We start from the raw sequence: 21,860 nt of genomic DNA, 5'->3' as shown, positions 1-21,860 counted from the left end.
TTATTCACTCATCATCAATCACTATCCATTATTCTCTGATTCCAATAAACTTTCAAGTTCTTAGTCGCTCGTCCAGCAGCAACAATGTCTAGGTCACCATCCTGATCTAAGTCGGCTACTTTTAGGTCTTCGCAGGCCATATCATCTTCGTCAATCCAAAAATGCATCCAGCCGTCGCCTTCTTCATCTACTGGAATAAAAATCTTAATGCCTACTTTCCCTTGTTGATTAGGCTCTCGCCAGCCTACTACCACCTGATCGCGACCCAAGCCCAGCAGGTCGGCACAGACCAGCGCATGACCTTGCTTAAGATCATCAAATAATACCGAACGTTCGCCATAGTTTTCGCCCTGATATAGCACCAACTGATTGCCGTGCATAGGTTCTACCGTTACTAAAAACGGGTGATCTTCCGTTAGAAATCCTCGGCGAACCTCACCAGCACCTTGGGCGAGTTGCGGTAATGGATTAGTTTGCCAGCCATTATTCTGGTAGCTAATCTGTTTAACGCCTTCTTTTCCGGCTATAAATACAGTTGAGTCATCGCTTACATCAAAATTGTGTGTAAGGTGCATAGTAGAGTCTAGCAGAGAGGTTTTCCACCCTTGATCGGGATTTTGTGGCGGGTGGTACGCTAACACTCGCACTCCTTTTCCTTCACCGTTTTTATTTCCCCTGCCGTGCAGCGGCAGCACCACCAAGCGATAACCATCTTCTGTGGCTACCCACTGCATTCGGTGTACGGTAGGCTCATGGTGAAGCTGAATAGGTTTCCACAGCTGAGTGGGGTCATGCGGACGGATTAAATAGTGTACTGAACCCGAAGCAGTAGTGTCGCTGGTTTCGCCAGGGTTCCATTGGGCTCCTACCGCCAATTCTATTTTTCCGTCCTGATTAATATCAGTCGCTGCTAGGCACACATTATCTCGTTCGGTTAGGTTTTTCGCTATGACAAATCGCTGCCAATCGCCATTATGATACCACACAAACTCTTTTTGATCAGCCAGCAAAATATCTGGATGTCCATCGCCATTTACATCGCCAATGGCCAAACCGTATCCGATGTCAATAGTATCTAAAATCTGGGTGGTAAATTCAGGTTGATTAATTTGAGCGAAAACGGGGAGAGATGCCACTAAGCTGAGCTGAAGAAAGAAGTAGGTGATAGAGGACATGAAATGAACGGATTTATCTAATTTTTTTTGGCTATGTGTAGCAGGCCAATCTACGGAAAAATTGCGGGAATGGGTCAGTTAAAGCGGTCAGATAAGTTACTAATACCGTTAGTAGACTTTTCAATGAGGTTACCTCTTTTTCTGATTCTATTACCAAATGAACCGTATTCTTCATAGTAAAAAAACCGAAAACAGCCCACTATTGTACTTTGACATCACTCTAGTACTTTAAAAAAAAGGAAAAATATACTATTTTAGGCTGCTTTCTATTCATTCTACCTAATAATTAAAAGATGTCTGGAATCAATTGTGTAAAGTTTGTGTGGTTGGTAGTGATTATCTCAATGGCCTTTTGGCAGTGTTCCTCTCAGGAAGAAAAGGCAGTAGTAGACTACGGGTCGCTTACCGATGATGAAAAACGATCGGTAGAGTACGCAGTAGTCGGTCTGGAAGTTGCCGATGATTTGGAGGCTACGTTATTTGCTGCCGAACCGATGGTAGCTAACCCTACTAATATGGATATTGACCATCGCGGTCGGGTTTGGGTGTGCGAGGGGTACAACTACCGGCCTACGCTCAACCCCGATAACCCTACTAAAAAAGAAGGGGATCGTATTTTGATTCTGGAAGATGAGGACAGTGATGGGCGAGCCGATAAGAGTACGGTTTTCTACCAAGGTAACGATGTAAATGCCGCGCTGGGTATTTGGGTGATGGACAATCAGGCAATTGTCTCCTGTAGCCCCAATGTTTTTATTTTGACCGATACGGATGGTGACGATATGGCCGATAAAAAAGAAATTTTGTTTACCGGGTTAAGCGGAGAGCAGCACGACCACGCTATTCATGCCGTGGTATTTGGTCCCGATGGTAAGCTGTACTTTAATTTTGGTAATGCCGGGGAGAAAATTCTAGATAAAGACGGAAACCCAATTACCGAACAGGCAGGAATTCCGGTATCAGCCCAGGGTGATCCTTACCGCGAAGGCATGGTATTTCGCTGTGATCCGGATGGTAGCAACTTTGAAGTGTTGGGTCACAACTTTAGAAATAACTACGAAGTAGCGGTCGACTCTTACGGTACGCTGTGGCAATCTGACAATGACGATGATGGAAACAAAGGAGTACGTATCAACTACGTAATGGAGTACGGTAACTACGGTTATCGGGATGAAATGAGTGGTGAAAACTGGCGCACTTATCGTACTGGAATGCACGACGAAATTCCGAAACGCCACTGGCACCTAAACGATCCGGGCGTGGTTCCGAACCTGCTGCAAACCGGAGCGGGTTCCCCTACCGGAATTCTAGTGTACGAAGGTGATCTACTCCCCAAACGCTTTCGCAATCAGGTGATTCATGCTGATGCCGGGCCGAATGTGGTGCGGGCTTACCCAGTAGAAAATAGCGGAGCAGGCTACGCAGCTAAAATGGAGAATATTGTCACCGGAAAAGACCAGTGGTTTCGTCCCTCTGACGTTACCGTAGCCCCCGACGGCTCACTGTTTATCGCCGATTGGTACGATCCGGGCGTGGGTGGACATCAGGTGGGTGACCTTCAGCAGGGACGTATCTACCGCATAGCTCCGAAGCAGGAAAAATCACTTTTCTCTTCTTCTGAGCAGAAGTACCAATCCCCCGATATTAATCTGTCTTCCGTTGAAGGAGCCGTCGAGGGGCTACAAAACCCTAACTTATCGGTTCGCTACCTAGCCTGGAAAACACTACACGAAATGGGTAGCCAAGCCGAAACGGCGTTGGTAGCACTGGCCGACTCTGAAAACCCTCGTAATCAGGCCCGAGCTTTATGGCTGCTATCGAAACTAGATGGCAAAGGCGTAGAGTACGTTGAGCAGGCTCTTCAGAGCGAAAATGCTGACTTACGAATAGCCGGAATCCGCATGGCTCGCCAGCAAGACCGCGATATAACACCAGTCTTACAAAAAATGGTGAAAGATGAATCACCGCAAGTGCGCCGCGAAGTGGCTTTGGCCTTACGCTACCTTGATTCGCCCGAGTCAGATAAACTATGGGCTACCCTGGCTACACAACACGATAGCAAAGATCGTTGGTACCTGGAAGCACTGGGCATTGGAGCTGATTTATACGCTGAGTCCCGCTTTAAAGCTTGGATGAACGAAGTGGGTGATGACTGGGATACGCCGGTGGGCCGTGATATCATCTGGCGAATGCGTAGCAAAGAAACCATTCCGCTGCTGGCTGAGCTTATTCAGGAGTCAGAAGCAAATACGTACCCTGATCGCCTGCGCTATTTCCGAGCATTTGATTTTCATCAAGATGAATCTAAGCAGGAAGTACTGGCGAACCTCGCGGTACAGCAGCACCCTAATCAGGAGGAAATCACTATTCTGGCGTTGAACCATATTGATGCTGATCGGGTAAAGCAATCACCCCAACTGAAAACTGCTTTGCAAGCTTCTTTAGATAATGTAGCCGGAAGCGATACGTACGTAGAATTAGTGAAACGCTACGAATTGAAGGAGTATCAACCAGCCTTACTAGCACTTGCCTTAGAAAAGCCCCAAGAAGCTGTGGGGGTAGAAGCTGCCAAGCTGCTACTTGATTTTGAGGGTGAATCGCTGATAACAAATATGCTGGAAGAGGGAAGCACGGAAGAGCAAATGGATTTGATTCAAGCTTTGAAGCGAGTAAACAGTGAGAAATCAATTGATGTGCTGCAAGGTGTTATAGCAAATCAACAACGGCCACTGAGTTTGCGGCGCGAGGCAGTCATGGCCTTTGCTGGTAGTTGGGGTGGCGAGAACCGCTTATTGGATATGGTACGCAGCGGCGACCTGCACGCTGATCTGGATTCAGCCGCGGCCAAAGTGTTTTCTATGGCTATGCGAAACTCAATCTACGAAGAAGGGGCTTTACTGTTGGGTATTGATCAGGAGGCTTCTGATTTACCACCCATCAAACAACTAGTGACTATGCAGGGAGATATTGCTCATGGTCAAACGGTGTTTGCTCAGTATTGCCAAAATTGCCATGTAGTGGATGGGCAAGGAGTTGACTACGGGCCTGGCTTGTCAGAAATAGGCGATAAGCTAGGGAAAGATGGTATGTACGTAGCGATTCTAGAACCTAGTAAAGGTATTAGTTTTGGTTACGAGGGGTACAATCTGAAACTTAACGACGGAAGTCAGGTGACCGGCTACGTGCTAAGCAAAACGGAAGATGAAGTTCAACTTCGTATGTACGGTGGACGCACCGAAACCTACGCTCGCGACCAAATTGCTACTATGGAAGAGATGGATCAGTCGCTGATGTTTGATAATTTGGAACGTAGCATGAGTCAGGAGGATTTAGTATCACTGGTGGAGTACCTAATTACTTTGAAGAAAGATGGATCGGCGATTAGTATGAATTAACTGGTAATAATGTCCAACAATTAGCGGAGAGAATAGTTTTAGGCTTGTATTGAATCTATATTTTTAGCACAACTGACTACACAATTATTTTTTAACCAAACTTAATTATACAATTATGAGTATTCTTGCATGGATCGTCGTGGGGCTTGTTGCTGGTGCCCTGGGTAAATTTCTTATGCCGGGAAAAGACCCCGGAGGCTTTATTGTCACTATTTTAATTGGTATTGCTGGCGCGCTAGTTGGAGGCTTTCTAGCTAGAGAGTTGCTAAGTATTTCTTCGGGCGGGTTCAATGTTACAACAATTTTGGTAGCCACTGGCGGAGCGGTACTCTTGCTGTTTATCTATCGGCTAGTTAAGCGATAATATTACCGACGATACAACCGAGAAGAGGCTAATACTGAACGAGTATTAGCCTTTTCCATTTGAAGGAAGAATTATCGCAACATCGGGAAGAAAAAAACAGATCGCTAAATGTACGATTAGCTGCTGAAGAGATAAGGACAAGGGATGGTCCAGAAGGTATAACTCAGTGATACGCCAATAAAATAGTACCAGTCGTTATTGTACCGATTACCGTATTCATAATTTTTCACCACAGAATTGCTATCCGATACATTATCAATATAATCGAAGAACGTTTTCCGGATACCTGCCTCAGCTGATAGAGTAAACTCCGGTGAAAGAATGTATTTAAACCCGATGCCTACTGGTACTATCGGTTGAAGGCGGCTATGCGATGGAGTTTCGGGAGCAGGTGGTCCAAAAAATGAGACTCCGGCACCAATAAAGAAGTAGGGCGACCACCGCAGTAAATTAATGTTCTTTTTATAATCAAGAAAGTGATACTCGACTACGGCGGTTAATTCTGCTACGGTAGTGCTGAAAGCCGTATCGCGCTGCTGCGCCAAAGCATCAAACGGTGGGTTGTCTGAACCAGCTAGGCCACCGAACATAAAATTACCCCTAACACTTAGGTAGTCAGTGAAATTTCGCCGATACAATATAAAACCGCCAGGGCGGGTATGTCTCATTCCGAAAGCCGGAACTACATCGCCGGTGTAATTAGTTCCACCAATACCAATCCCGATTTCATTTTGCTGAGCGAGCAATTTGCTCTCCGACAAGCAAAGTAGTAGTAGAATGAGCGGTATTGCTCCTAAGTATTTCATGGGTAAAAAGGGCAGAAAAGTCTTTTGCATTGCAAATATAACTGCAATACGCCCATTTTGGTATAACCAGTCAGAAGAAATCTGGAAAGAATATCCTAAATGCTCGTAGTTATCGGGGGCGGTATCCAGAATTAGCAAATGGGCTACGGCCTAGCATAATTACTAATCGGATTGTAGTTGTTAAGAAAACATCATTATCACCAGGGTTCCCTCGCTGAGCACCAGCTTGGCCGTAGCCCGGTAGGTGAACGTACTCCACGCCATCTGCTCCGGTATAAGTAGCTAAGTTGGTATTTATTCCACTAGTAGCATCGGTAAATAGGGACTCTCGGGAATCGCCCGAAATCACATCTACTGGTTCTAGCGATCGGTCTGACATGATCCTGGCTAAATCACCGTCTAGCGTGCCTTTGTCTACGTAGTCGGTACTCACATCGTCTAGGTAGTCAGTAAATAAGAAGCGATAGTTTACTTCAGCTTCAATATCCATTAGCTGATTAAGGCGAAACCGTAGTCCAACCCCCACCGGTATACTGAAAGAAAAATTAGAATAGTTTTGTCCTTCCGTCTGGAGAGGTTTTAGGGCTACCCACTCTCCCGACTGGGGTATCTGTTCAGCCGAAAGGGTATTATCCGGATAAAGCACTGCCTCAGATGGTACCAAACCTTGCGGACTATGGTGAAATACCGAAACCCCCGCAAAAACGTAAGGGGTGAACGATTGACGCAAAGTTACTGTGTAAGGATTAGAAAAAATATCGTATACCAACATTAGCGATAAATCCTTGATATTGTTGCGAAATTGTAAATTCCGAGCGTAGCGGTAAACGTCATCCTGGTCATCAGGGTCAGCTACTCTGAAATCACTACTACTGAGCCGTCCCCACATAAATCCCAAACGAGCCGATAAAGATTGGCCTAACCGAACACTAGAGGAAACACCTATGCCGGGGCGAGTAAAAGAAATATCGGTACTGGCAAAGCTTGATTTGGGTGCAATATCTCCGAAGTAATTTAAGGCATTAACCGAAACTTCTAGCGTGATATACTGCTTCGCGTTAGCGAAAGCTAATCTCTTCCCCGAGAACTGAGCTACCCGACTGCTCTGATTGCGGTAGAGTCGCTTTTTTCGACGATTTTGTGCTTCACTATTCCACGGATTAATAACCATGAATATAACGAGAAGAGCCAGTGCAGCAACTGATCGAGGATGAAAACAAATAGTCAACATATAAAGGGTGATAAGGTATAGATAGCCAGGGCAAGTTTACTGGGATTTATACCGTGAAACAACTTATTAAAAGCTAATTTCTTACATCAAGTCCCCAATTTAGCTTCTGACGTAATGTCTCTAAGAAATCATCTCCTTCAAACTTTATCAATTTAACCTGAAAAGGAGCTTTACGTAATTGGAAAGATTCTTCACTATTGACCCCGTACGAGCGAGAATCTAGGGCAATTAAGTAGCTATCACTGCGGCTCTCGACCCGAATAGTAATCTGACTCTGATCAGAAACTACCAAGGGACGTACAGTGAGATTATGTGGACTAATAGGGGTAATTATTAGGTTGCTGGATTGTGGTGAAACGACTGGCCCGCCGCAACTCAGTGAGTAGCCAGTAGACCCAGTGGGGGTGGAGATAATAAGTCCGTCTGCCCAGTAGGAGTTTAGATAACGATCATCCAGATAGGCGTGAGCTACAATCATGGTTGATGTATCCTTTTTAATAACGGTTAGCTCATTTAGGGCAAAGTTAAGCGCAGTAGGTATGCTGGCCGTTCCGTGGGTTTCTATCAGTGTTCTATGATCGTACGAATACTGTCCCCGAAACAAGGCATCAATAGCTGTAGTGATCTGATTTTGGGGTACAGTAGCCAGAAAGCCTAAGCGACCTACGTTAATACCCAGCACGGGTATCTCTTTTTTGCGAATGTGAGTAACGGTCTCGAGTAATGTACCATCTCCACCGATGCTAACAACAAAGTCTACGTCCGGCACACCGGTTTGAGCGGAGTACACTAGCTCCGCCGGATGGTTGATTGAAGAATCTTGGAGGTGAGTAAATAAAGTGTCAGATACCTTTACGTCAGCTTGATGCTTGCGGAGTTCCTCCAGCAGATGTTGAATACAGTTTAGGCTATTTTCATTAATCTTTCTTCCGTGAATCGCAAACCTCATTCATGGTCATTTAGATATCTAGGTAGCGAAGCAATGCATCAAGTCGCTCTTTGTCGTACGAAGCTACCGAAGCTTCCTGAAATAAAGAAACAACATTGTAACTAAATCGCTCCAGCGTAGCAACGGTGCGCGATGCGTCTTTACGATCTAGTTTTAGCGTTAGCCGAATAAGATTGGAATCAATAGCATCGCTTTGCAGAAAGCAGCCCATAATTTTAACTCCATCAGATTCAATCAGACGAGTAATTTCCGCCAGGGAATAGTCAATTTGCTTAATAGATATTTCAATAATACTACCTGGTGATTGAACGGCTGTGGTTTTAGAGAAGGCGTTCAGTAAATCTTGGGCATCAAATGCACCTAGGTACTCTTGGTTCTCGTCTACAAGGGCTAACATATTAAAGTCACAATCAGAAAATGCTTTTACTACCTCATAAAAGTGCTGATTGGAATAGACAATACATTGGTTGGGGTTAAGTTGATATTCGCCAACAGTAGAGTGATCAAATAGATCATCAAATAGCATATCGCTGGTGATGAACCCCTGAAATTGCCCCTCGTGTACGACGGGTAGTTGGTTTAGCACTTGATCGTCTAGCAAAGCAGTAGCTTTGGCAATATTATCTTCCGGCTTGAGTATTGGTATTAGCGGATTAACAAAGTTGAAAGTATTCATACGTAGGAGGGTTCTTCTAGAAATTCAGATAGCACAGCATTAAATTTTTCTGGCTGTTCCATCATGGGGGCGTGGCAACAGTGGTCAATAAAGCGTAGGGTAGAATTGGGGAGTAGACGGTTAAAGTCATGGGCGGCTATGGGTGGAGTGATTGTGTCATTCAACCCCCAAATAAGCAGTGTTGGTACTTCAATCAGATGAAGTTTGTCGGCCATATTATGCCGTTGGGCAGACTTAGCGATTTGCACAATAGACATACACTTGGGAATGCTACTTACGGTTTCAAAAATCTCGTCAATGTATTCTTTACTGATGGTAGTTGGGTCGTAGAAAGTATACTCTACCCGCTCTTTGATATATTCGTAATTCCCTCGTTTGGGGAATGACCCACCCATAGAATTCTCAAACAAACCGGAGCTACCGGTCAGAATTAATTGTTTTACCAAGTCTTGGTTTGAAATGGTAAAAATAAGTCCGATATGCCCACCCAGTGAATTTCCCATTACCGTTAGGTCGCGAATATTCATCTCAGCAACAAATTTTTCTACGTAAGTATGCAGCCCACCTAAGCCCGCCTTGCGTACGGGCATGTCGTAAACCGGCAGCATCGGAATGAGTACGCGGTACTGATGCTTAAAGCGTTCTACCACTCCCGCCCAATTGCTCAGCGCACCAAATAAACCGTGCAGCAGCAACATAATCTCACCTTCCCCTTCATCTACGTACCGATAGCCATTTTTCTCGTGTATCTGATAATTCATAAATTAAAGGTCATTACTTGAAGTAAACATAAAATGTAGGGCAATACGTTTACCAATCTTGATTTTCGTGAGCTTAATGTAATGATAAAGACTGTTTTTCTTTAAAAAAGTTGTCAATAGTTTTCACCATCTCCTCCACCGCCGGAAACCACAGAATAATCTGATCGATTACTACTGAAGAGAACGGGCGCAATAATCCGTAAAGCTGACCACTGTTGAGTGATTCTATCTCTATTTCTGCCCAATCCAGACCGGCTAAAAGTAAACTTAGGATAAACGCCCACTTTATAGCTCCCAAAGCGGCACCAAGTATTTCATCAGCAAAACCAAAGGGAGTGAGATGAATAACGCTTTTAAGCAGTCGCCCCAGCATAGTAGCTACCACAACAATTACGATAAACGTTAGCAGAAACGCTAGTATGGGCAGCACGTTGCTTTCCGAACCAAACTGGTCAGTTAGCCAAGCAGTAGATTGGGGCAGAAGGTGCAACGCAGCAATGATAGCCACTACAAAGCCAATAATGGCAATTACCTCCAACAGAATACCTTTTTTGTATCCTCGGTACGCCCCCAAAAAAAGAATAACAACCAGTGCCCAATCCCAGCCAGTCACACTTACTAAGCTAGAAGTTGTCGGACAATAGTAGACATTGTTTTTCCATCGGCGCGCCCCGCTAGGTCCTTAGAAGCGCGTCCCATTACCCTTCCCATGTCTTTCATTCCCGAGGCTCCCTCTTCCTGAATAATTTTTTGGAGAGCCTGTTTTATTTCTTCTTCGGTCATAGGCTGAGGCAAATAACGGTTAATAACCTCTAGCTCGGCTTGCTCTTTCTCCGCTAGATCATCCCGCCCCTGCTGCTGAAAAGTTTCCAACGATTCTTTCCGTTGCTTGGCGGCTTTAGTAAGTAATTGCATTTCAGTAGCTTCGGTAAGCTCACCTTCAGCCCCTTTTTCAGTTTCGGCCAGAAGAATCATAGATTTAATGCCTCGCAGGGCTCGCAATGTATCTTGGTCTTTGGCCCGCATGGCTTCTTTTAGGTCGGCTTCTACTTGCTGTTTAAGGCTCATATCTCTTTGCTAAGTTGATAAAGTTATGGATCTTTGATGACTGATGACTGATGACTGATGACTGATGACTGATGACTAATATAGATGCTTGTACCACGAAGCACTGAACATTATTCATTATTCATCAATCACTACTCATTATTGATTTCAAGTATACGTAAATTTGAAGTAATGACGAAGTTAAGCGTAAACATCAATAAAATTGCTACGTTGCGTAATGCCCGCGGAGGAAATAACCCTAGCGTGACGCAAGTAGCCAAAGATGCTGAGCGGTTTGGTGCTCAGGGAATTACGGTGCATCCCCGACCTGATGAGCGGCATATCCGTTACGATGACGTGATGCAACTAAAGGATGTAGTAACTACCGAATTTAATATTGAGGGCTATCCTGATGCGCGGTATTTAGAGATTATTGAGAAAGTACGACCCACCCAGGCCACGTTAGTTCCTGATCCTCCGCACGTGCTCACATCAAACGCAGGCTGGGATACTGTGGAGCGAGTTGATTTTCTAAAAGACATTATCGCTCAAATTAAAGAATGGGGGGTGAGAACGTCTATTTTCGTAGACCCCGACGTAAAAATTGTAGAAGGGGCATCTTCAGTAGGCACCGACCGCATTGAATTATATACCGAGCCTTACGCTAGTTACTATTCCAAAGATCGAGAGAAAGCAGTTGGCTCTTACGTAAGTGCTGCCAATAGAGCCCAAGAGCTGGGTTTAGGAATTAACGCTGGGCACGATCTAGACCTAAAAAACTTAGCCTATCTAAAAGAGAAAATTCCTTTTATGAATGAGGTCTCTATTGGTCACGCATTGGTCTGCGACGCACTCTACTACGGATTAGAGAATACTATTCAGATGTATCGGAAGCAATTAGCGTAGCTAATAACGGCCGCTTTCGGCTACGCTCGCTCTTTATAATATTCGTAGGTAATCTTCAGCCCTTCGGCGCGGGACACTTTAGGTTCCCAGCCTAAGATTTCTTTGGCACGGGAAATATCCGGCTTACGTTGCATAGGGTCATCTTTCGGTAGCGGTTTGTACACAATTTTCTGATCGGTACCGGTTAATTTGATAATTTCTTCCGCAAAATCTTTGATGCTGATTTCGTCAGGATTACCAATGTTTACAGGGTGCGGATAGTCGCTCAGAAGCAAACGATAAATGCCTTCCACCAAGTCGTCTACGTAGCAAAAGGAGCGAGTCTGGGAACCATCACCAAACACGGTGATATCTTGTCCGCGTAGAGCTTGTCCTAAGAAAGCAGGCAGTGCTCGACCATCATTTAAGCGCATACGCGGACCGTAGGTATTGAAAATTCGGATAATCCGGGTTTCCAACTTATGGTACGTATGATAGGCCATTGTAATGGCTTCTTGAAACCGCTTAGCCTCATCATAAACCCCCCGAGGGCCAATTGGGTTCACGTTGCCCCAGTAGGTTTCGGGCTGAGGATGAACATTAGGATCGCCGTATACCTCTGAAGTGGAAGCCACCAGAATGCGGGCATTTTTGGCTCGGGCTAGTCCCAGACAGTTATGCGTTCCCAACGAACCTACCTTCAGCGTTTGGATCGGCATCTGTAGGTAGTCGATAGGACTGGCAGGGGAGGCAAAGTGCAAAATATAGTCTAGGTCGCCCGAGACATGCACATAATTAGAAACATCGCTGTGATAGTACTCGAAATCAGAGCAATGCATAAGGTGTTCAATATTTTTGATGTTTCCGGTAATCAGGTTGTCCATCGCAATGACGTAGTAGCCCTCTTTCAGGAAACGTTCACAAAGGTGGGAGCCGAGAAATCCGGCTCCCCCTGTAATCAATATTCGTTTTTTACTCATGAATGTCTTTTCTTCCGATGCTATAGTACACAAAACCGAGTTCTTTCATAGCATCTGGTTCATAAAGGTTTCTGCCGTCAAAGATAACCTTTCCTTTCAGAATTGACGAAAGTTTCTCGAAATCTGGTGTACGGAAAATGGGCCACTCAGTCATGATGAAGATAGTATCGGCTTGCTCGGCCGCATGGTACTCATCTACACAGTACTCAATTTTATCGCCTACAATCTCCCGCACATTTTTCATAGCCTCGGGGTCATATACCTTTACTTTTGCTCCGGCTTCTAGCAGTTGCTCTATGTTGTACAATGCAGGAGCCTCTCGGATATCGTCAGTGTAAGGCTTGAAGGCTAATCCCCAAATAGCGATCGTTTTACCATTTAAATCACCACCGTAGTACTGCTTAGCTTTATCAATAAGGCGAGTCTTTTGGCCTTTGTTGATATCCATTACTGAGTTTAAAATTTTGAAGTTGTAGTCGGCATCTTTGGCTGATTTGGCTAGTGCTTGTACATCTTTAGGAAAGCAACTTCCGCCGTAGCCAATACCCGCAAATAAAAATCGCTTCCCAATTCGAGTGTCGGTACCAATACCTTTGCGTACCATGTCTACATCAGCCCCTAGCAATTCGCATAGGTTGGCAATCTCGTTCATGAACGTAATTTTGGTAGCCAAGAATGAGTTAGCAGCGTACTTAGTAAGTTCTGCCGAAGCCTCATCCATAAAGATTACCGGGTTACCTTGTCGCACCATTGGAGCGTAGAGCTTATCCATAACATCCTGCGCTTTAGGCGAATTCGTTCCTACAACTACGCGGTCAGGCTTCATAAAGTCTTCTACTGCTACCCCTTCTCGCAAAAATTCAGGATTGGATACTACGTTGAAGTCTACCTTAGCTTTTTCGGCAATCTTAGCCCGTACTTTCTCGGCAGTACCTACCGGAACGGTGCTTTTGTCTACAATCACAGTGTAGTCTTCTAAAAGAGGACCTAAATCAGAAGCTACTTTTAGCACGTACTGTAGATCGGCCGAGCCGTCTTCACCGGGAGGAGTAGGTAGTGCTAAGAAAATAACTTTGGCTCCTTCAATACCTTCTTTCAGATTGGTGGTAAAATGAAGGCGGCCTTGCTTAATATTACGATCAAAAAGGGCATCTAGACCAGGCTCATAAATCGGAATTTCGCCATTTCTTAGCTTAGTTACTTTTCTCTCATCAATATCAACACAGGTGACGGTATTGCCCGTTTCGGCAAAACATGTTCCGGTTACTAGACCAACGTACCCTGTTCCTACTACTGCTAACTTCATAAGTTTTTATAGTTTAGTTTATAAACAAAGATGGTATACTGCAAATATATTAAAAATGTAATAAAATTATATTATTTCAATAATTTAATTAAACAAAAAGCGATTTATTGACAAGTGACTACCACTGCGAAGAACCTTATTACGGTATACAGTGTTATTTAGACCAGGTTCTAAGTTAGTTTAATGTAAAAGCATTGTCTGACTTAGAATCATTTAGTAAGTTTGCAAACTTGTTAAAGAATCGCGAAAATAAAAAATATTTTATGATTACTGTAAATGTAAAAGAAAACGAATCAATTGATCGCGCGCTCAAGCGATTTAAGAAAAAATTTGAGAAAACTGGTACACTTCGTGAGCTACGCTCGCGCACTCACTATGAGAAGCCTTCGGTATCTCGTCGCACTGAGCGAATCAAAGCCGCTTATCGTCAGCGTATGCAGTCTATGGAAAATGGCTAGGAAGTAATGTACTTGCTGGTTTTTTTCTTATATTCAGGGCATTAGCCCTTTTTTTTATGATTGATACGTTTGTTAAGTTTTTGACCTACGAGAAGCGAGCCAGTCCGCATACCATTACGTCTTACCATACCGACTTATTACAGTTTCATGCTTTCTTGAAGCATCACGCACCTGGTTTGCCTACCGAAAAAGCCGATCACCAAGAGATTCGAGCCTGGATTGTGGATTTGGCTAACAAGCAAAATACGGCCCGCTCAATTAATCGAAAAATTAGCACGCTGCGATCTTACTACAAATTTCTTCAGCAGCGGGAGTATATTAAACAGAACCCCACGCATAAAGTGCGAGCGTTAAAAGCAAACTATCCGCTACCGCATTTTGTGCAGAATAATGATCTGTTTGAACTACTCGAGCAGTGTAAATTCACTAAAGATTTTCCAGGTTACCGCGACCGTCTGATTTTAGAGCTTTTTTACGGAGCGGGTATCCGCCTATCGGAATTGATTAATCTGGAAACTGATCTGGTAAATTTATCTGATGCTACCTTGAAGGTGCGTGGTAAAGGAGCTAAAGAGCGTATTATTCCCTTTCCGAAAAGTATAGCTACGTTAATAGAACATTACGTAAAAGCAAAATGCGAATTTTTTGCTGGCGATAGCAATAGCCATTTTCTGCTGGTCACCAACAAGGGCGACCAATTGTACCCCATGATGGTCTACCGCACGGTGCGAAAATATTTGGATCAGTATACTACCATTGATAAGCGAAGCCCGCACGTAATGCGTCACACGTTTGCTACCCATTTACTAGACAATGGTGCTGACCTGCACGCCATTAAGGATCTGCTGGGGCACGCAACGCTCGCCGCCACTCAGGTGTACACCCACAATTCTACTGAGCAGCTGAAAAAAATATTCAAGCAAGCTCATCCAAAAGCCTAATTTTTTCCGAAATTTAGATTTCTTAAATCCTTCTTACGTAAAAGTAGTTGGATAGATAAAGTATTTTTTACTTAACCCTATTTGATATGAAGCTACAAGTGCATGCCGTCCATTTCGACGCTGACTCTAAATTGATTGATTTCGTTCAGCGAAAAGTTGATAAGCTAGAAGCTATTTACGAACGAATAGTAGACGGAGAGGTATTTCTAAAACTCGAGAATGGTGAAGCGGTTGATAATAAGATCGTGGAAATCAAACTTAATATTCCGGGCAACCAGCTTTTTGTGAAAGAGCAGAGCGATTCTTTTGAAGCCGCTGCTGACAATGCAGTGGAGGTTTTAAAACGACAACTGAAAAAACATAAAGAGAAACAATCCGCGTATTAAACCAGAAAAAAGGATTTGGGTGAAGCCAAATCCTTTTTTATTTCATACGGAGAAAAAAAACGAAGCGTAGGCAAGGTGCTACCTAACAAGGTTGGCGGCTACCAACCTGTAGTGCTTAAATACCAAATGCTGCTTTGATTTTATCCACATAGTCTAGCTTTTCCCAGCCGAAAAAGCTTACGCTCTTGTTAATTTTAGTGTTAACCGTTCGGTTAACGTTTCCTTCTTGCTGTACCTCTATCACTTCAATGGCTACTTCGCCCTCGTAGGGTTCCCGGCCCATGTGCCCGTAAGCCGCCGTAGGTGAGAAAATAGGCTGCTTCAAGCCAAACCGTTCTACAATGGCCTTCGGGCGCATATCAAATAGCTCGCGCGTAATCTCAGCAATTTCTGCATCTGATTTATCTATCTGGGCGGTACCGTAGGTATCTACCAGCAGCGATACCGGATCGGCCACTCCAATAGCGTAGGCTACCTGCACTAACACTTCGTTGGCTACTCCAGCCGCTACTAAATTCTTGGCAATATGTCGGGCTGCGTAAGCTGCGCTTCGGTCTACTTTGCTAGAGTCTTTACCAGAAAAAGCTCCACCTCCGTGTGCTCCTCGTCCTCCGTAGGTATCCACAATAATTTTACGCCCTGTCAGTCCGGCATCGCCGTGCGGTCCGCCTATTACGAAATTTCCGGTCGGATTAATATGGTAAATGGTGTCTTGTAGTAAGTTCTCAGGAATTACTTTTTTTACCACCTGTGCGATAACATCTTCGCGAATGCGAGCCAGCATTTGCTTCTCGGCATCGTCTTTGGCCTGAGTGCTATCGTTTTCCGGCTGAATGAAATCATCGTGCTGCGTAGAAACTACTACCGTATGCACCCGAGTAGGTTGCTTGTTGTCATCGTACTCTATGGTAACCTGCGCCTTCGCATCGGGGCGTAGGTAAGGAATTAAGTCTGGCTGTTCGTGACGAATACGCGCCAACTCCTGCACCAACCGATGCGAGAAGGCCAGTGCCATTGGCATGTACTCGGGAGTTTCCTGATTGGCATAGCCAAACATCATTCCTTGGTCGCCGGCTCCTTGCTCTTTGTCTTCGCCTTCATCTACTCCACGAGCAATATCGGGCGACTGGCTGTGTAAAGTAACGACTACTCCGCAAGAATCGGCATCAAACATGTAATTGCCCGAGTCATACCCAATCTTATGAATCGTTTTTCGGACAATATCAGGAATTTCTACGTAGGCAGTGGTGGTTACTTCACCGCCTACTACCACCAAACCAGTGGTAACAAATGTTTCGCAAGCTACGCGAGAGTTCGGATCTTGGGTGAGCATAGCATCCAAGATAGCATCAGAAATTTGGTCAGCTACTTTGTCCGGATGTCCTTCGGAGACTGACTCAGACGTGAATAAATATGGCATATAATGCTAATTGAAAATGAAAAGTGGATAATGAATAAACAGTTGTGAATCAATATTTAGTAGAAATATGTACGCAATCTAAAGAATGAAATGATACAAACCTTGCGGTAAAATTTAGAAGCCAAAGTTAATGAAATGCGGATAAACTCAAACTTAATATTATGCCTATAATTTGTATATTAAAGCAGTATTGAAAACTCTACAGTATGGAAGTAACATTAGAGCGGCATACATTTGATGTGGATACCTACCACCGGATGATTGAAGCTGGTATTTTGACCGAGCGCGACCGACAGTCGCCACTGCGGGTAGAACTTATTCACGGAGAAATTATTCAAATGAGCCCCATTGGAATATTACATATTGCTATTGTTGATCGTATTAGTAATCTAATTACAAGGCTGATAGGTGAGCAAGCCATTGTGAGAGTGCAAAGCCCAATTGTAATTCCCGATCATAGCGAACCCGAATCGGACATCACCCTGCTGAAGCCAAGTGATGACTTTTACGCCACTCAGCCCGCTCAGCCAGAGGATGTGTTCTTAATGATAGAAGTTGCCGATACTACTTGGAATCGAGACTATGAAATAAAGCGGCCACTGTATGCCACCGCTGGTGTCCCCGAATTGTGGCTAGTTAATGTCAACAAGCACGAAATAGAGGTGCATCGCAATCCGGTTCCGGGCACCTACAAAAGTATTAGTATCTTACAATCTGGCGACGAACTATCTTTGCCAGTACCGGATGTGTCTGCTACGGTAAGTGTAGATGATTTACTGGGTCCACGTACGGAAGTTTAGACTTAGTGTGATGTTTAAGATGTGTTATAGTGCGAAGTGTTCTTGTGTTCATGACTGAGTTAACGTATAACACAATAACACCTTACCTAACCGAATACAGCAAAAATACGGTAGGTACTTTATGTAAGTCTGGTAAGTTCTTTTGCCAAGTGTGAACGGGTTGTGTTTTAATGTACTCGTCGGAACCATTGATGTTTTTAGCGACACAGATCAAGGTTTTGGGTTGGCAGTGCTTTACTACATCGGCTAATAGCTGATTATTTCGGTACGGCGTTTCCATAAATATCTGGGTTTGCCGATGGTGTTGCGATTGCTTTTCTAATCGTTTAATTGCTTGAATACGCTGGGTTTTATCAATCGGTAAATAGCCCTGAAAAGTAAACGATTGCCCGCTAAAGCCAGATGCCATCAAGGCCAGTAGGATGGAAGACGGACCAACTAGAGGAACCACTCGTAAATTTTGTTGATGAGCGTAAGCCACCGCTCGCGCTCCCGGATCAGCTACCCCCGGACAACCTGCTTCCGACATAATGCCAATGTCTTGGCCAGATAAAGCGGGTTTCATTAGACCGGGTAAATCTGTAGCTGCCGTTTTTTTGCTAAGTAGTTCAAACTGAAGTTCGCTAATGGGAGTTTGAATGGATAAGGAACTTAAAAAACGACGAGCCGTTCGCACATTTTCTACCAGGAAATAGGTGAGCCGGTTAGCAATTTCCCGAATTTGTGGTGCTAAGACCTGAGCCTGAGTGTCCGCTGCGATTACGGTGGGAATTAGGTAGATAATACCTTTTGATGAAGCGTCATGCATAGTTAATGAGAAGTCAACGCAAGAATATGGGGGTAATACTTATTGTAGTCGGAATGGTGATTGTGCTTTTCGGACTGTTCTTCTATTTTTCAGATGGTATTCCGATGATCGGGAAATTGCCGGGAGATATTCGTATTAAGCGTGAGAACTTTACTTTCTATTTTCCATTAGCAACCAGTATTCTGTTGAGTGTAGTAATCTCGTTAGTGATTTATTTTATTCGGCGGTTTAGTTGAAAATCATATCTTTTGAATCAGCTTTACCTGAACAACAAATCGATAAATCCGAAAGCTGCTGCTCCAATAATTAATACCCAAGATGCCCAATCCTTAAATTCATTATTTGGGTTTCGTAACAGCAACGTATGCAGTCCTACATGGATTATTGAAAATATATCAAAGCCTGTTCTAAATGAACTAGTTGACTCGATTTGAAGGCTAGAAAGGTTATAGAAAATCCAAATAAACAAAGGGATATGAGCAAAATTAAATACTAACATGCCGTACTCATCATTTAGTGAGGAGAGCCCGGGCAATATTCTCCACTTCTTACACCTAACCGCATCTAACTCATGAACCGTTAAGAAGGCCATACTAAGGTAAAAAGCGATCATAAGGGTAATCCTCAATTTTATTGTTCTACTATCCCAAAAATTTCATCAGTGCTTTGTAAAGTGCTTCTGGTTGCTCGGCATGAACCCAATGTCCGGCGTTTTCTATTGTGATGACCGAAGCCTGCGGAAAAATCTGCTGGATTAACGCTTCATCTTCCGGTCGAATGTAGTCTGACTTTTCTCCTCGGACAAACAAAACAGTTTTCTCTACAGGTGCTGCCGTATCTACTGCGACACCCACATTTTCTATATTGTCTTGAATAGCCGATAGGTTGAGCTTCCACGAAAAAGAATTATTATCTTCCCGCTTCAAGTTTTTCATAATGAACTGCCGCACCCCAAAATCAGGTAAGTGAGGCTTGAGCTGATCTTCTATGTCTCTTCGGCTGCTGGCTGAGGCTAAATCAACCCCGCTCATGGCCGATAAAATATGCTGATGATGAACCGGGTAGGAGCGAGGCGCAATGTCTACCACAATCAATTTATCAAATTCATTCGGATGCGTTGTTGCGTAAAACATCGCGGCTTTGCCTCCCATAGAGTGTCCTAAAATAATAGGACTCTCTAGTTGGTGCTGCTGAATGAATTCGTGCAGATCTTCCGCCATTGCCGGATAATCAAAGGTATTGCTGTGCGGAGAAAGCCCGTGGTTACGCTGGTCGATCAGAAACACTTGGTAGTCGGTAGCCAATTGCTTGCCGAAGGTTTGCCAATTGTCGGAGGTGCCAAAAATACCGTGTAAAATAATAACAGGTGGGCCTTCGCCCAGGGTGCGGTAGTGCAGTTTCATGCTAACGGTTGACGGATGATTTGATATTTGGTGAAGGTTGAGAAGGCATTGGGTTGGGATATTGCCGGAACACCCGAATGCGTTTAATTCGTTTGTTATCTACCGCTACCACCGTAAATACGTACTTATCGTGCTGAATTTTCTCTCCGGCTCGGGGCAGTTTGGCGTGAATCTCCAATAACAATCCACCGAGCGACTCGCTTTCTCCCTTCACGCTATCGAACAGGGAAATATCTTCGTCCAGAACCTTACAGAAATCATTCAGCGAGGTTTTCCCTTCAAACACAAAGGTATTATCGTCTAGTTTGTTGTAGTGGATGTCGTTTTCATCAAATTCATCGTTGATTTCACCCACAATTTCTTCAATAATATCTTCTAGCGTAATTAAGCCGGAAGTACCACCGTATTCATCCACCACAATGGCCATATGCACCCGCTTCTCCTGAAAATCTTTTAACAGAGAGTCAATTTTTTTGCTTTCCGGGATAAAAAAACCTTTGTGTAGTAAATCTTGCCAAGTGAAGGTGTCTTCCTGATCGAGGTGGGGGAGTAAGTCTTTTACGTACAAAATACCCTCAATGCTATCGATAGTTTCGCGGTAGATGGGCAGGCGAGAGTAGCCCGTTTTATTAACAATGTCCATCAATTCATGAAAGTCAATCTCAATATCAATAGCGGTAATATCAATACGAGACCGCATCACTTGCTTTACGGAAAGTGTGCCGAAGTTAACGATCCCTTTCAGAATACCTTTTTCTTCCTCGGTCGCCGTTTTATCATTGCGGGTGGTAATTTCCAGGGCTTGGTTCAGTTCATCTACCGAAACTTGGTAGCCCTTTCTGTCTAGTCGCTTTTCTACCAGGCTGCTGAACGACATTAGTGTCAGAGAGAGCGGTTTAAAAAATCGGGCGGAAGCATGTAAAGCACCAGCAGTGCGTTTGGCAAAAATTAGCGAGTAATGTACCGCGTACTGCTTGGGCAAAATCTCACCAAAAAATAAAATAGCAACCGTAATGGATGTGGTAAGAACTACAATCACACTGCCGTCGGCATCTTTTCCAAAGTACTGCCAGGTAGCGTAGGTCGATAGAGTCACAATAGCAACATTAATTAGATTGTTGAGAATCAGAATGGTTGCCAGTAGTAATTTAGGGCGCGCTAGTAGCTCGGTGATATGGCGCTCAGCCGGATGTTGACTGTCCTTACAGGTATCTACTTCGTCGGGCGATAGCGAAAAGAAAGCTACCTCCGAACCAGAAATCATAGCTGAACAGAATAGTAGAACTAGTACAAGTATCCCAATGCCTAAGTAAAAAGGATCAAGCACCGCGATTAGATCAGCTAAAATTGGCTCGGTAAATAAAAAAAGTGGCGATTGCGAGAAGAGGCGGGAGGTAGCCCCGTCGTCTGAGGGAGGTTCCAATAGATTAGGATTAGATGATCAATTAGAACGGCAGGTCATCCATCTCACTGTTGGCTGCTGTTCCGGCACTACTGGTACTGGTAGTGTTCGCCACTGGTGCAGTGCTAGGTGGTGCCGGGCTGGGTTCTGAAGCGTTTGGTGAGGAGGTGTTAGTAGATGAAGGCTGGTAATTGCTATTGCCACCTTCTTCGTTTCTTCCCCCTACAAACGTCATGTTAGTAGCTCGAATGCGCTTATCGTAGCGGGTAATACCTTCCTTATCCTGATACTCGTTGGTTCTAATTTTTCCTTCAATGTACACCGTGCGCCCTTTGGCGAGGTATTTTTCGCAGAGGTCGGCCAATCGATCCCACAGTTCTACCCGGTGCCACTCGGTTTGCTCTACTCGCTCACCGTTACGGTTGGTATACGATTCTGAGGTAGCAATGCTGATATTAGCCACCTTCGAGCCACTCTCCAGATGACGAACCTCCGGGTCAGCCCCTAAATTACCTACTAATATCACTTTATTGACTCCGGCCATAATGATTAATGTTGATCTATATTTTAGTACTCAAAAAACGAAGTGAATGTTCCAACAATTAGCAAAGTTGACAAAAATTGAGAAAACAATCGTCATTTGCTCTACAACAAGTTAGTAAATTAT

General features: G+C 44.2%; 24 protein-coding genes. 8 read left to right on the top strand and 16 right to left on the bottom strand.

From position 1 onward, the window contains the following. Positions 1-14 precede the first annotated feature (14 nt). Complete coding sequence (locus tag P0M28_RS06275) at positions 15-1,175, bottom strand: FG-GAP repeat domain-containing protein (RefSeq protein ID WP_302208807.1); 1,161 nt, start codon at positions 1,173-1,175, stop codon at positions 15-17. A gap of 293 nt (positions 1,176-1,468) precedes the next feature. Between P0M28_RS06275 and P0M28_RS06270 the strand changes: the two genes are divergently transcribed. Both P0M28_RS06270 and P0M28_RS06265 read left to right on the top strand, forming a co-directional pair. After that, positions 1,469-4,570: a PVC-type heme-binding CxxCH protein gene (locus P0M28_RS06270; protein WP_302208806.1), complete on the top strand. Its 3,102-nt coding sequence runs from the start codon at positions 1,469-1,471 to the stop codon at positions 4,568-4,570. A 115-nt stretch (positions 4,571-4,685) separates the two neighbouring features. Further along, the gene (locus tag P0M28_RS06265; RefSeq protein WP_302208804.1) at positions 4,686-4,934 is read left to right on the top strand and encodes a GlsB/YeaQ/YmgE family stress response membrane protein; all 249 of its coding nucleotides are present in this window, start codon (positions 4,686-4,688) and stop codon (positions 4,932-4,934) included. A gap of 116 nt (positions 4,935-5,050) precedes the next feature. Here P0M28_RS06265 and porG read toward each other — a convergent pair whose 3' ends face one another. From porG to P0M28_RS06230, 7 genes are all read right to left on the bottom strand, one after another. Continuing rightward, on the bottom strand, positions 5,051-5,878 hold the full coding sequence (gene porG / locus P0M28_RS06260) for a type IX secretion system protein PorG (RefSeq protein WP_302208802.1): 828 nt from the start codon (positions 5,876-5,878) through the stop codon (positions 5,051-5,053). Further along, on the bottom strand, positions 5,850-6,911 hold the full coding sequence (locus P0M28_RS06255; protein ID WP_302208800.1) for a DUF6089 family protein: 1,062 nt from the start codon (positions 6,909-6,911) through the stop codon (positions 5,850-5,852). Before P0M28_RS06255 ends, porG begins: the two co-directional genes overlap by 29 nt. Positions 6,912-7,044: 133 nt before the next feature. Then, positions 7,045-7,920 carry an NAD kinase gene (locus P0M28_RS06250; RefSeq protein ID WP_302208799.1) on the bottom strand — a complete coding sequence of 292 codons (876 nt, stop codon included), beginning with the start codon at positions 7,918-7,920 and terminating at the stop codon, positions 7,045-7,047. 10 nt (positions 7,921-7,930) lie between these two features. Further along, a complete protein-coding gene (locus tag P0M28_RS06245) occupies positions 7,931-8,596 on the bottom strand; it encodes a CBS domain-containing protein (protein ID WP_302208798.1) in 666 nt (221 codons plus the stop codon). Continuing rightward, positions 8,593-9,357 carry an alpha/beta fold hydrolase gene (locus P0M28_RS06240; RefSeq protein ID WP_302208797.1) on the bottom strand — a complete coding sequence of 255 codons (765 nt, stop codon included), beginning with the start codon at positions 9,355-9,357 and terminating at the stop codon, positions 8,593-8,595. Before P0M28_RS06240 ends, P0M28_RS06245 begins: the two co-directional genes overlap by 4 nt. A 73-nt stretch (positions 9,358-9,430) precedes the next feature. Next, positions 9,431-9,970 (bottom strand): CvpA family protein, encoded by a 540-nt coding sequence (locus P0M28_RS06235; RefSeq protein ID WP_302208796.1) that lies wholly within the window; start codon positions 9,968-9,970, stop codon positions 9,431-9,433. 5 nt (positions 9,971-9,975) lie between these two features. Then, positions 9,976-10,425 (bottom strand): GatB/YqeY domain-containing protein, encoded by a 450-nt coding sequence (locus tag P0M28_RS06230; RefSeq protein ID WP_302208795.1) that lies wholly within the window; start codon positions 10,423-10,425, stop codon positions 9,976-9,978. A 171-nt stretch (positions 10,426-10,596) separates the two neighbouring features. Here P0M28_RS06230 and P0M28_RS06225 point away from each other — a divergent pair, with 171 nt between their 5' ends. Further along, entirely contained in the window at positions 10,597-11,310 is a 714-nt protein-coding gene (locus P0M28_RS06225) for a pyridoxine 5'-phosphate synthase (RefSeq protein WP_302208793.1), read from the top strand. 20 nt (positions 11,311-11,330) lie between these two features. Here P0M28_RS06225 and P0M28_RS06220 read toward each other — a convergent pair whose 3' ends face one another. Beyond that, positions 11,331-12,269, bottom strand: a complete 939-nt coding sequence (locus tag P0M28_RS06220) for a UDP-glucuronic acid decarboxylase family protein (protein ID WP_302208791.1) — start codon at positions 12,267-12,269, stop codon at positions 11,331-11,333. After that, positions 12,262-13,575, bottom strand: a complete 1,314-nt coding sequence (locus P0M28_RS06215; protein ID WP_302208790.1) for a UDP-glucose dehydrogenase family protein — start codon at positions 13,573-13,575, stop codon at positions 12,262-12,264. Before P0M28_RS06215 ends, P0M28_RS06220 begins: the two co-directional genes overlap by 8 nt. A 263-nt stretch (positions 13,576-13,838) precedes the next feature. Here P0M28_RS06215 and rpsU point away from each other — a divergent pair, with 263 nt between their 5' ends. The 3 genes from rpsU (at position 13,839) to hpf (ending at position 15,360) form a co-directional block, all read left to right on the top strand. Next, the gene (gene rpsU / locus P0M28_RS06210; protein WP_302208788.1) at positions 13,839-14,033 is read left to right on the top strand and encodes a 30S ribosomal protein S21; all 195 of its coding nucleotides are present in this window, start codon (positions 13,839-13,841) and stop codon (positions 14,031-14,033) included. A 56-nt stretch (positions 14,034-14,089) separates the two neighbouring features. Further along, positions 14,090-14,974, top strand: a complete 885-nt coding sequence (locus P0M28_RS06205; RefSeq protein ID WP_302208786.1) for a tyrosine-type recombinase/integrase — start codon at positions 14,090-14,092, stop codon at positions 14,972-14,974. Positions 14,975-15,060: 86 nt separating this feature from the next. After that, positions 15,061-15,360, top strand: a complete 300-nt coding sequence (gene hpf / locus P0M28_RS06200; RefSeq protein ID WP_302208784.1) for a ribosome hibernation-promoting factor, HPF/YfiA family — start codon at positions 15,061-15,063, stop codon at positions 15,358-15,360. A 115-nt stretch (positions 15,361-15,475) separates the two neighbouring features. On the opposite strand, the gene metK is transcribed toward hpf, so the two are convergent. Then, complete coding sequence (gene metK / locus P0M28_RS06195) at positions 15,476-16,780, bottom strand: methionine adenosyltransferase (protein WP_302208783.1); 1,305 nt, start codon at positions 16,778-16,780, stop codon at positions 15,476-15,478. 206 nt (positions 16,781-16,986) lie between these two features. Here metK and P0M28_RS06190 point away from each other — a divergent pair, with 206 nt between their 5' ends. Continuing rightward, on the top strand, positions 16,987-17,580 hold the full coding sequence (locus tag P0M28_RS06190) for a Uma2 family endonuclease (RefSeq protein ID WP_302208782.1): 594 nt from the start codon (positions 16,987-16,989) through the stop codon (positions 17,578-17,580). An 82-nt stretch (positions 17,581-17,662) separates the two neighbouring features. Here the strand turns inward: P0M28_RS06190 and P0M28_RS06185 are convergent, their stop codons facing one another. After that, complete coding sequence (locus P0M28_RS06185; protein ID WP_302208780.1) at positions 17,663-18,388, bottom strand: SAM-dependent methyltransferase; 726 nt, start codon at positions 18,386-18,388, stop codon at positions 17,663-17,665. Positions 18,389-18,414: 26 nt separating this feature from the next. Here P0M28_RS06185 and P0M28_RS06180 point away from each other — a divergent pair, with 26 nt between their 5' ends. Beyond that, positions 18,415-18,624, top strand: coding sequence for a DUF2905 domain-containing protein (locus tag P0M28_RS06180; RefSeq protein ID WP_302208778.1), 210 nt, complete (start codon positions 18,415-18,417; stop codon positions 18,622-18,624). 23 nt (positions 18,625-18,647) lie between these two features. Here P0M28_RS06180 and P0M28_RS31040 read toward each other — a convergent pair whose 3' ends face one another. The 4 genes from P0M28_RS31040 to P0M28_RS06165 all read right to left on the bottom strand — a co-directional run bounded on the left by P0M28_RS31040 (position 18,648) and on the right by P0M28_RS06165 (position 21,737). After that, positions 18,648-19,001 (bottom strand): DUF6713 family protein, encoded by a 354-nt coding sequence (locus P0M28_RS31040; RefSeq protein ID WP_367281898.1) that lies wholly within the window; start codon positions 18,999-19,001, stop codon positions 18,648-18,650. Between the two features lie 28 nt (positions 19,002-19,029). Then, complete coding sequence (locus tag P0M28_RS06175; protein ID WP_302208776.1) at positions 19,030-19,791, bottom strand: alpha/beta fold hydrolase; 762 nt, start codon at positions 19,789-19,791, stop codon at positions 19,030-19,032. A 1-nt stretch (position 19,792) separates the two neighbouring features. Next, positions 19,793-21,118, bottom strand: coding sequence for a gliding motility-associated protein GldE (gene gldE / locus P0M28_RS06170; RefSeq protein ID WP_302210858.1), 1,326 nt, complete (start codon positions 21,116-21,118; stop codon positions 19,793-19,795). A gap of 118 nt (positions 21,119-21,236) precedes the next feature. Continuing rightward, a complete protein-coding gene (locus P0M28_RS06165; RefSeq protein ID WP_302208774.1) occupies positions 21,237-21,737 on the bottom strand; it encodes a single-stranded DNA-binding protein in 501 nt (166 codons plus the stop codon). Positions 21,738-21,860 lie beyond the last annotated feature (123 nt).

This window comes from Tunicatimonas pelagia (assembly GCF_030506325.1).
Taxonomy (GTDB): domain Bacteria; phylum Bacteroidota; class Bacteroidia; order Cytophagales; family Cyclobacteriaceae; genus Tunicatimonas; species Tunicatimonas pelagia.
Note: the sequence above shows the minus strand (reverse complement) of the source record. Positions and strands in the feature narration are given on the sequence as shown.

Excerpts from the sequence above, each read along its gene's own strand:
- P0M28_RS06275 (WP_302208807.1), bottom strand. The coding sequence starts at position 1,175 with ATGTCCTCTATCACCTACTTCTTTCTTCAGCTCAGCTTAGTGGCATCT.
- P0M28_RS06270 (WP_302208806.1), top strand. The coding sequence starts at position 1,469 with ATGTCTGGAATCAATTGTGTAAAGTTTGTGTGGTTGGTAGTGATTATC.
- P0M28_RS06265 (WP_302208804.1), top strand. The coding sequence starts at position 4,686 with ATGAGTATTCTTGCATGGATCGTCGTGGGGCTTGTTGCTGGTGCCCTG.
- P0M28_RS06255 (WP_302208800.1), bottom strand. The coding sequence starts at position 6,911 with ATGGTTATTAATCCGTGGAATAGTGAAGCACAAAATCGTCGAAAAAAG.
- P0M28_RS06250 (WP_302208799.1), bottom strand. The coding sequence starts at position 7,920 with ATGAGGTTTGCGATTCACGGAAGAAAGATTAATGAAAATAGCCTAAAC.
- P0M28_RS06245 (WP_302208798.1), bottom strand. The coding sequence starts at position 8,596 with ATGAATACTTTCAACTTTGTTAATCCGCTAATACCAATACTCAAGCCG.
- P0M28_RS06240 (WP_302208797.1), bottom strand. The coding sequence starts at position 9,357 with ATGAATTATCAGATACACGAGAAAAATGGCTATCGGTACGTAGATGAA.
- P0M28_RS06230 (WP_302208795.1), bottom strand. The coding sequence starts at position 10,425 with ATGAGCCTTAAACAGCAAGTAGAAGCCGACCTAAAAGAAGCCATGCGG.
- P0M28_RS06225 (WP_302208793.1), top strand. The coding sequence starts at position 10,597 with ATGACGAAGTTAAGCGTAAACATCAATAAAATTGCTACGTTGCGTAAT.
- P0M28_RS06220 (WP_302208791.1), bottom strand. The coding sequence starts at position 12,269 with ATGAGTAAAAAACGAATATTGATTACAGGGGGAGCCGGATTTCTCGGC.
- P0M28_RS06215 (WP_302208790.1), bottom strand. The coding sequence starts at position 13,575 with ATGAAGTTAGCAGTAGTAGGAACAGGGTACGTTGGTCTAGTAACCGGA.
- rpsU (WP_302208788.1), top strand. The coding sequence starts at position 13,839 with ATGATTACTGTAAATGTAAAAGAAAACGAATCAATTGATCGCGCGCTC.
- P0M28_RS06205 (WP_302208786.1), top strand. The coding sequence starts at position 14,090 with ATGATTGATACGTTTGTTAAGTTTTTGACCTACGAGAAGCGAGCCAGT.
- hpf (WP_302208784.1), top strand. The coding sequence starts at position 15,061 with ATGAAGCTACAAGTGCATGCCGTCCATTTCGACGCTGACTCTAAATTG.
- metK (WP_302208783.1), bottom strand. The coding sequence starts at position 16,780 with ATGCCATATTTATTCACGTCTGAGTCAGTCTCCGAAGGACATCCGGAC.
- P0M28_RS06190 (WP_302208782.1), top strand. The coding sequence starts at position 16,987 with ATGGAAGTAACATTAGAGCGGCATACATTTGATGTGGATACCTACCAC.
- P0M28_RS06185 (WP_302208780.1), bottom strand. The coding sequence starts at position 18,388 with ATGCATGACGCTTCATCAAAAGGTATTATCTACCTAATTCCCACCGTA.
- P0M28_RS06180 (WP_302208778.1), top strand. The coding sequence starts at position 18,415 with ATGGGGGTAATACTTATTGTAGTCGGAATGGTGATTGTGCTTTTCGGA.
- P0M28_RS31040 (WP_367281898.1), bottom strand. The coding sequence starts at position 19,001 with ATGATCGCTTTTTACCTTAGTATGGCCTTCTTAACGGTTCATGAGTTA.
- P0M28_RS06175 (WP_302208776.1), bottom strand. The coding sequence starts at position 19,791 with ATGAAACTGCACTACCGCACCCTGGGCGAAGGCCCACCTGTTATTATT.
- P0M28_RS06165 (WP_302208774.1), bottom strand. The coding sequence starts at position 21,737 with ATGGCCGGAGTCAATAAAGTGATATTAGTAGGTAATTTAGGGGCTGAC.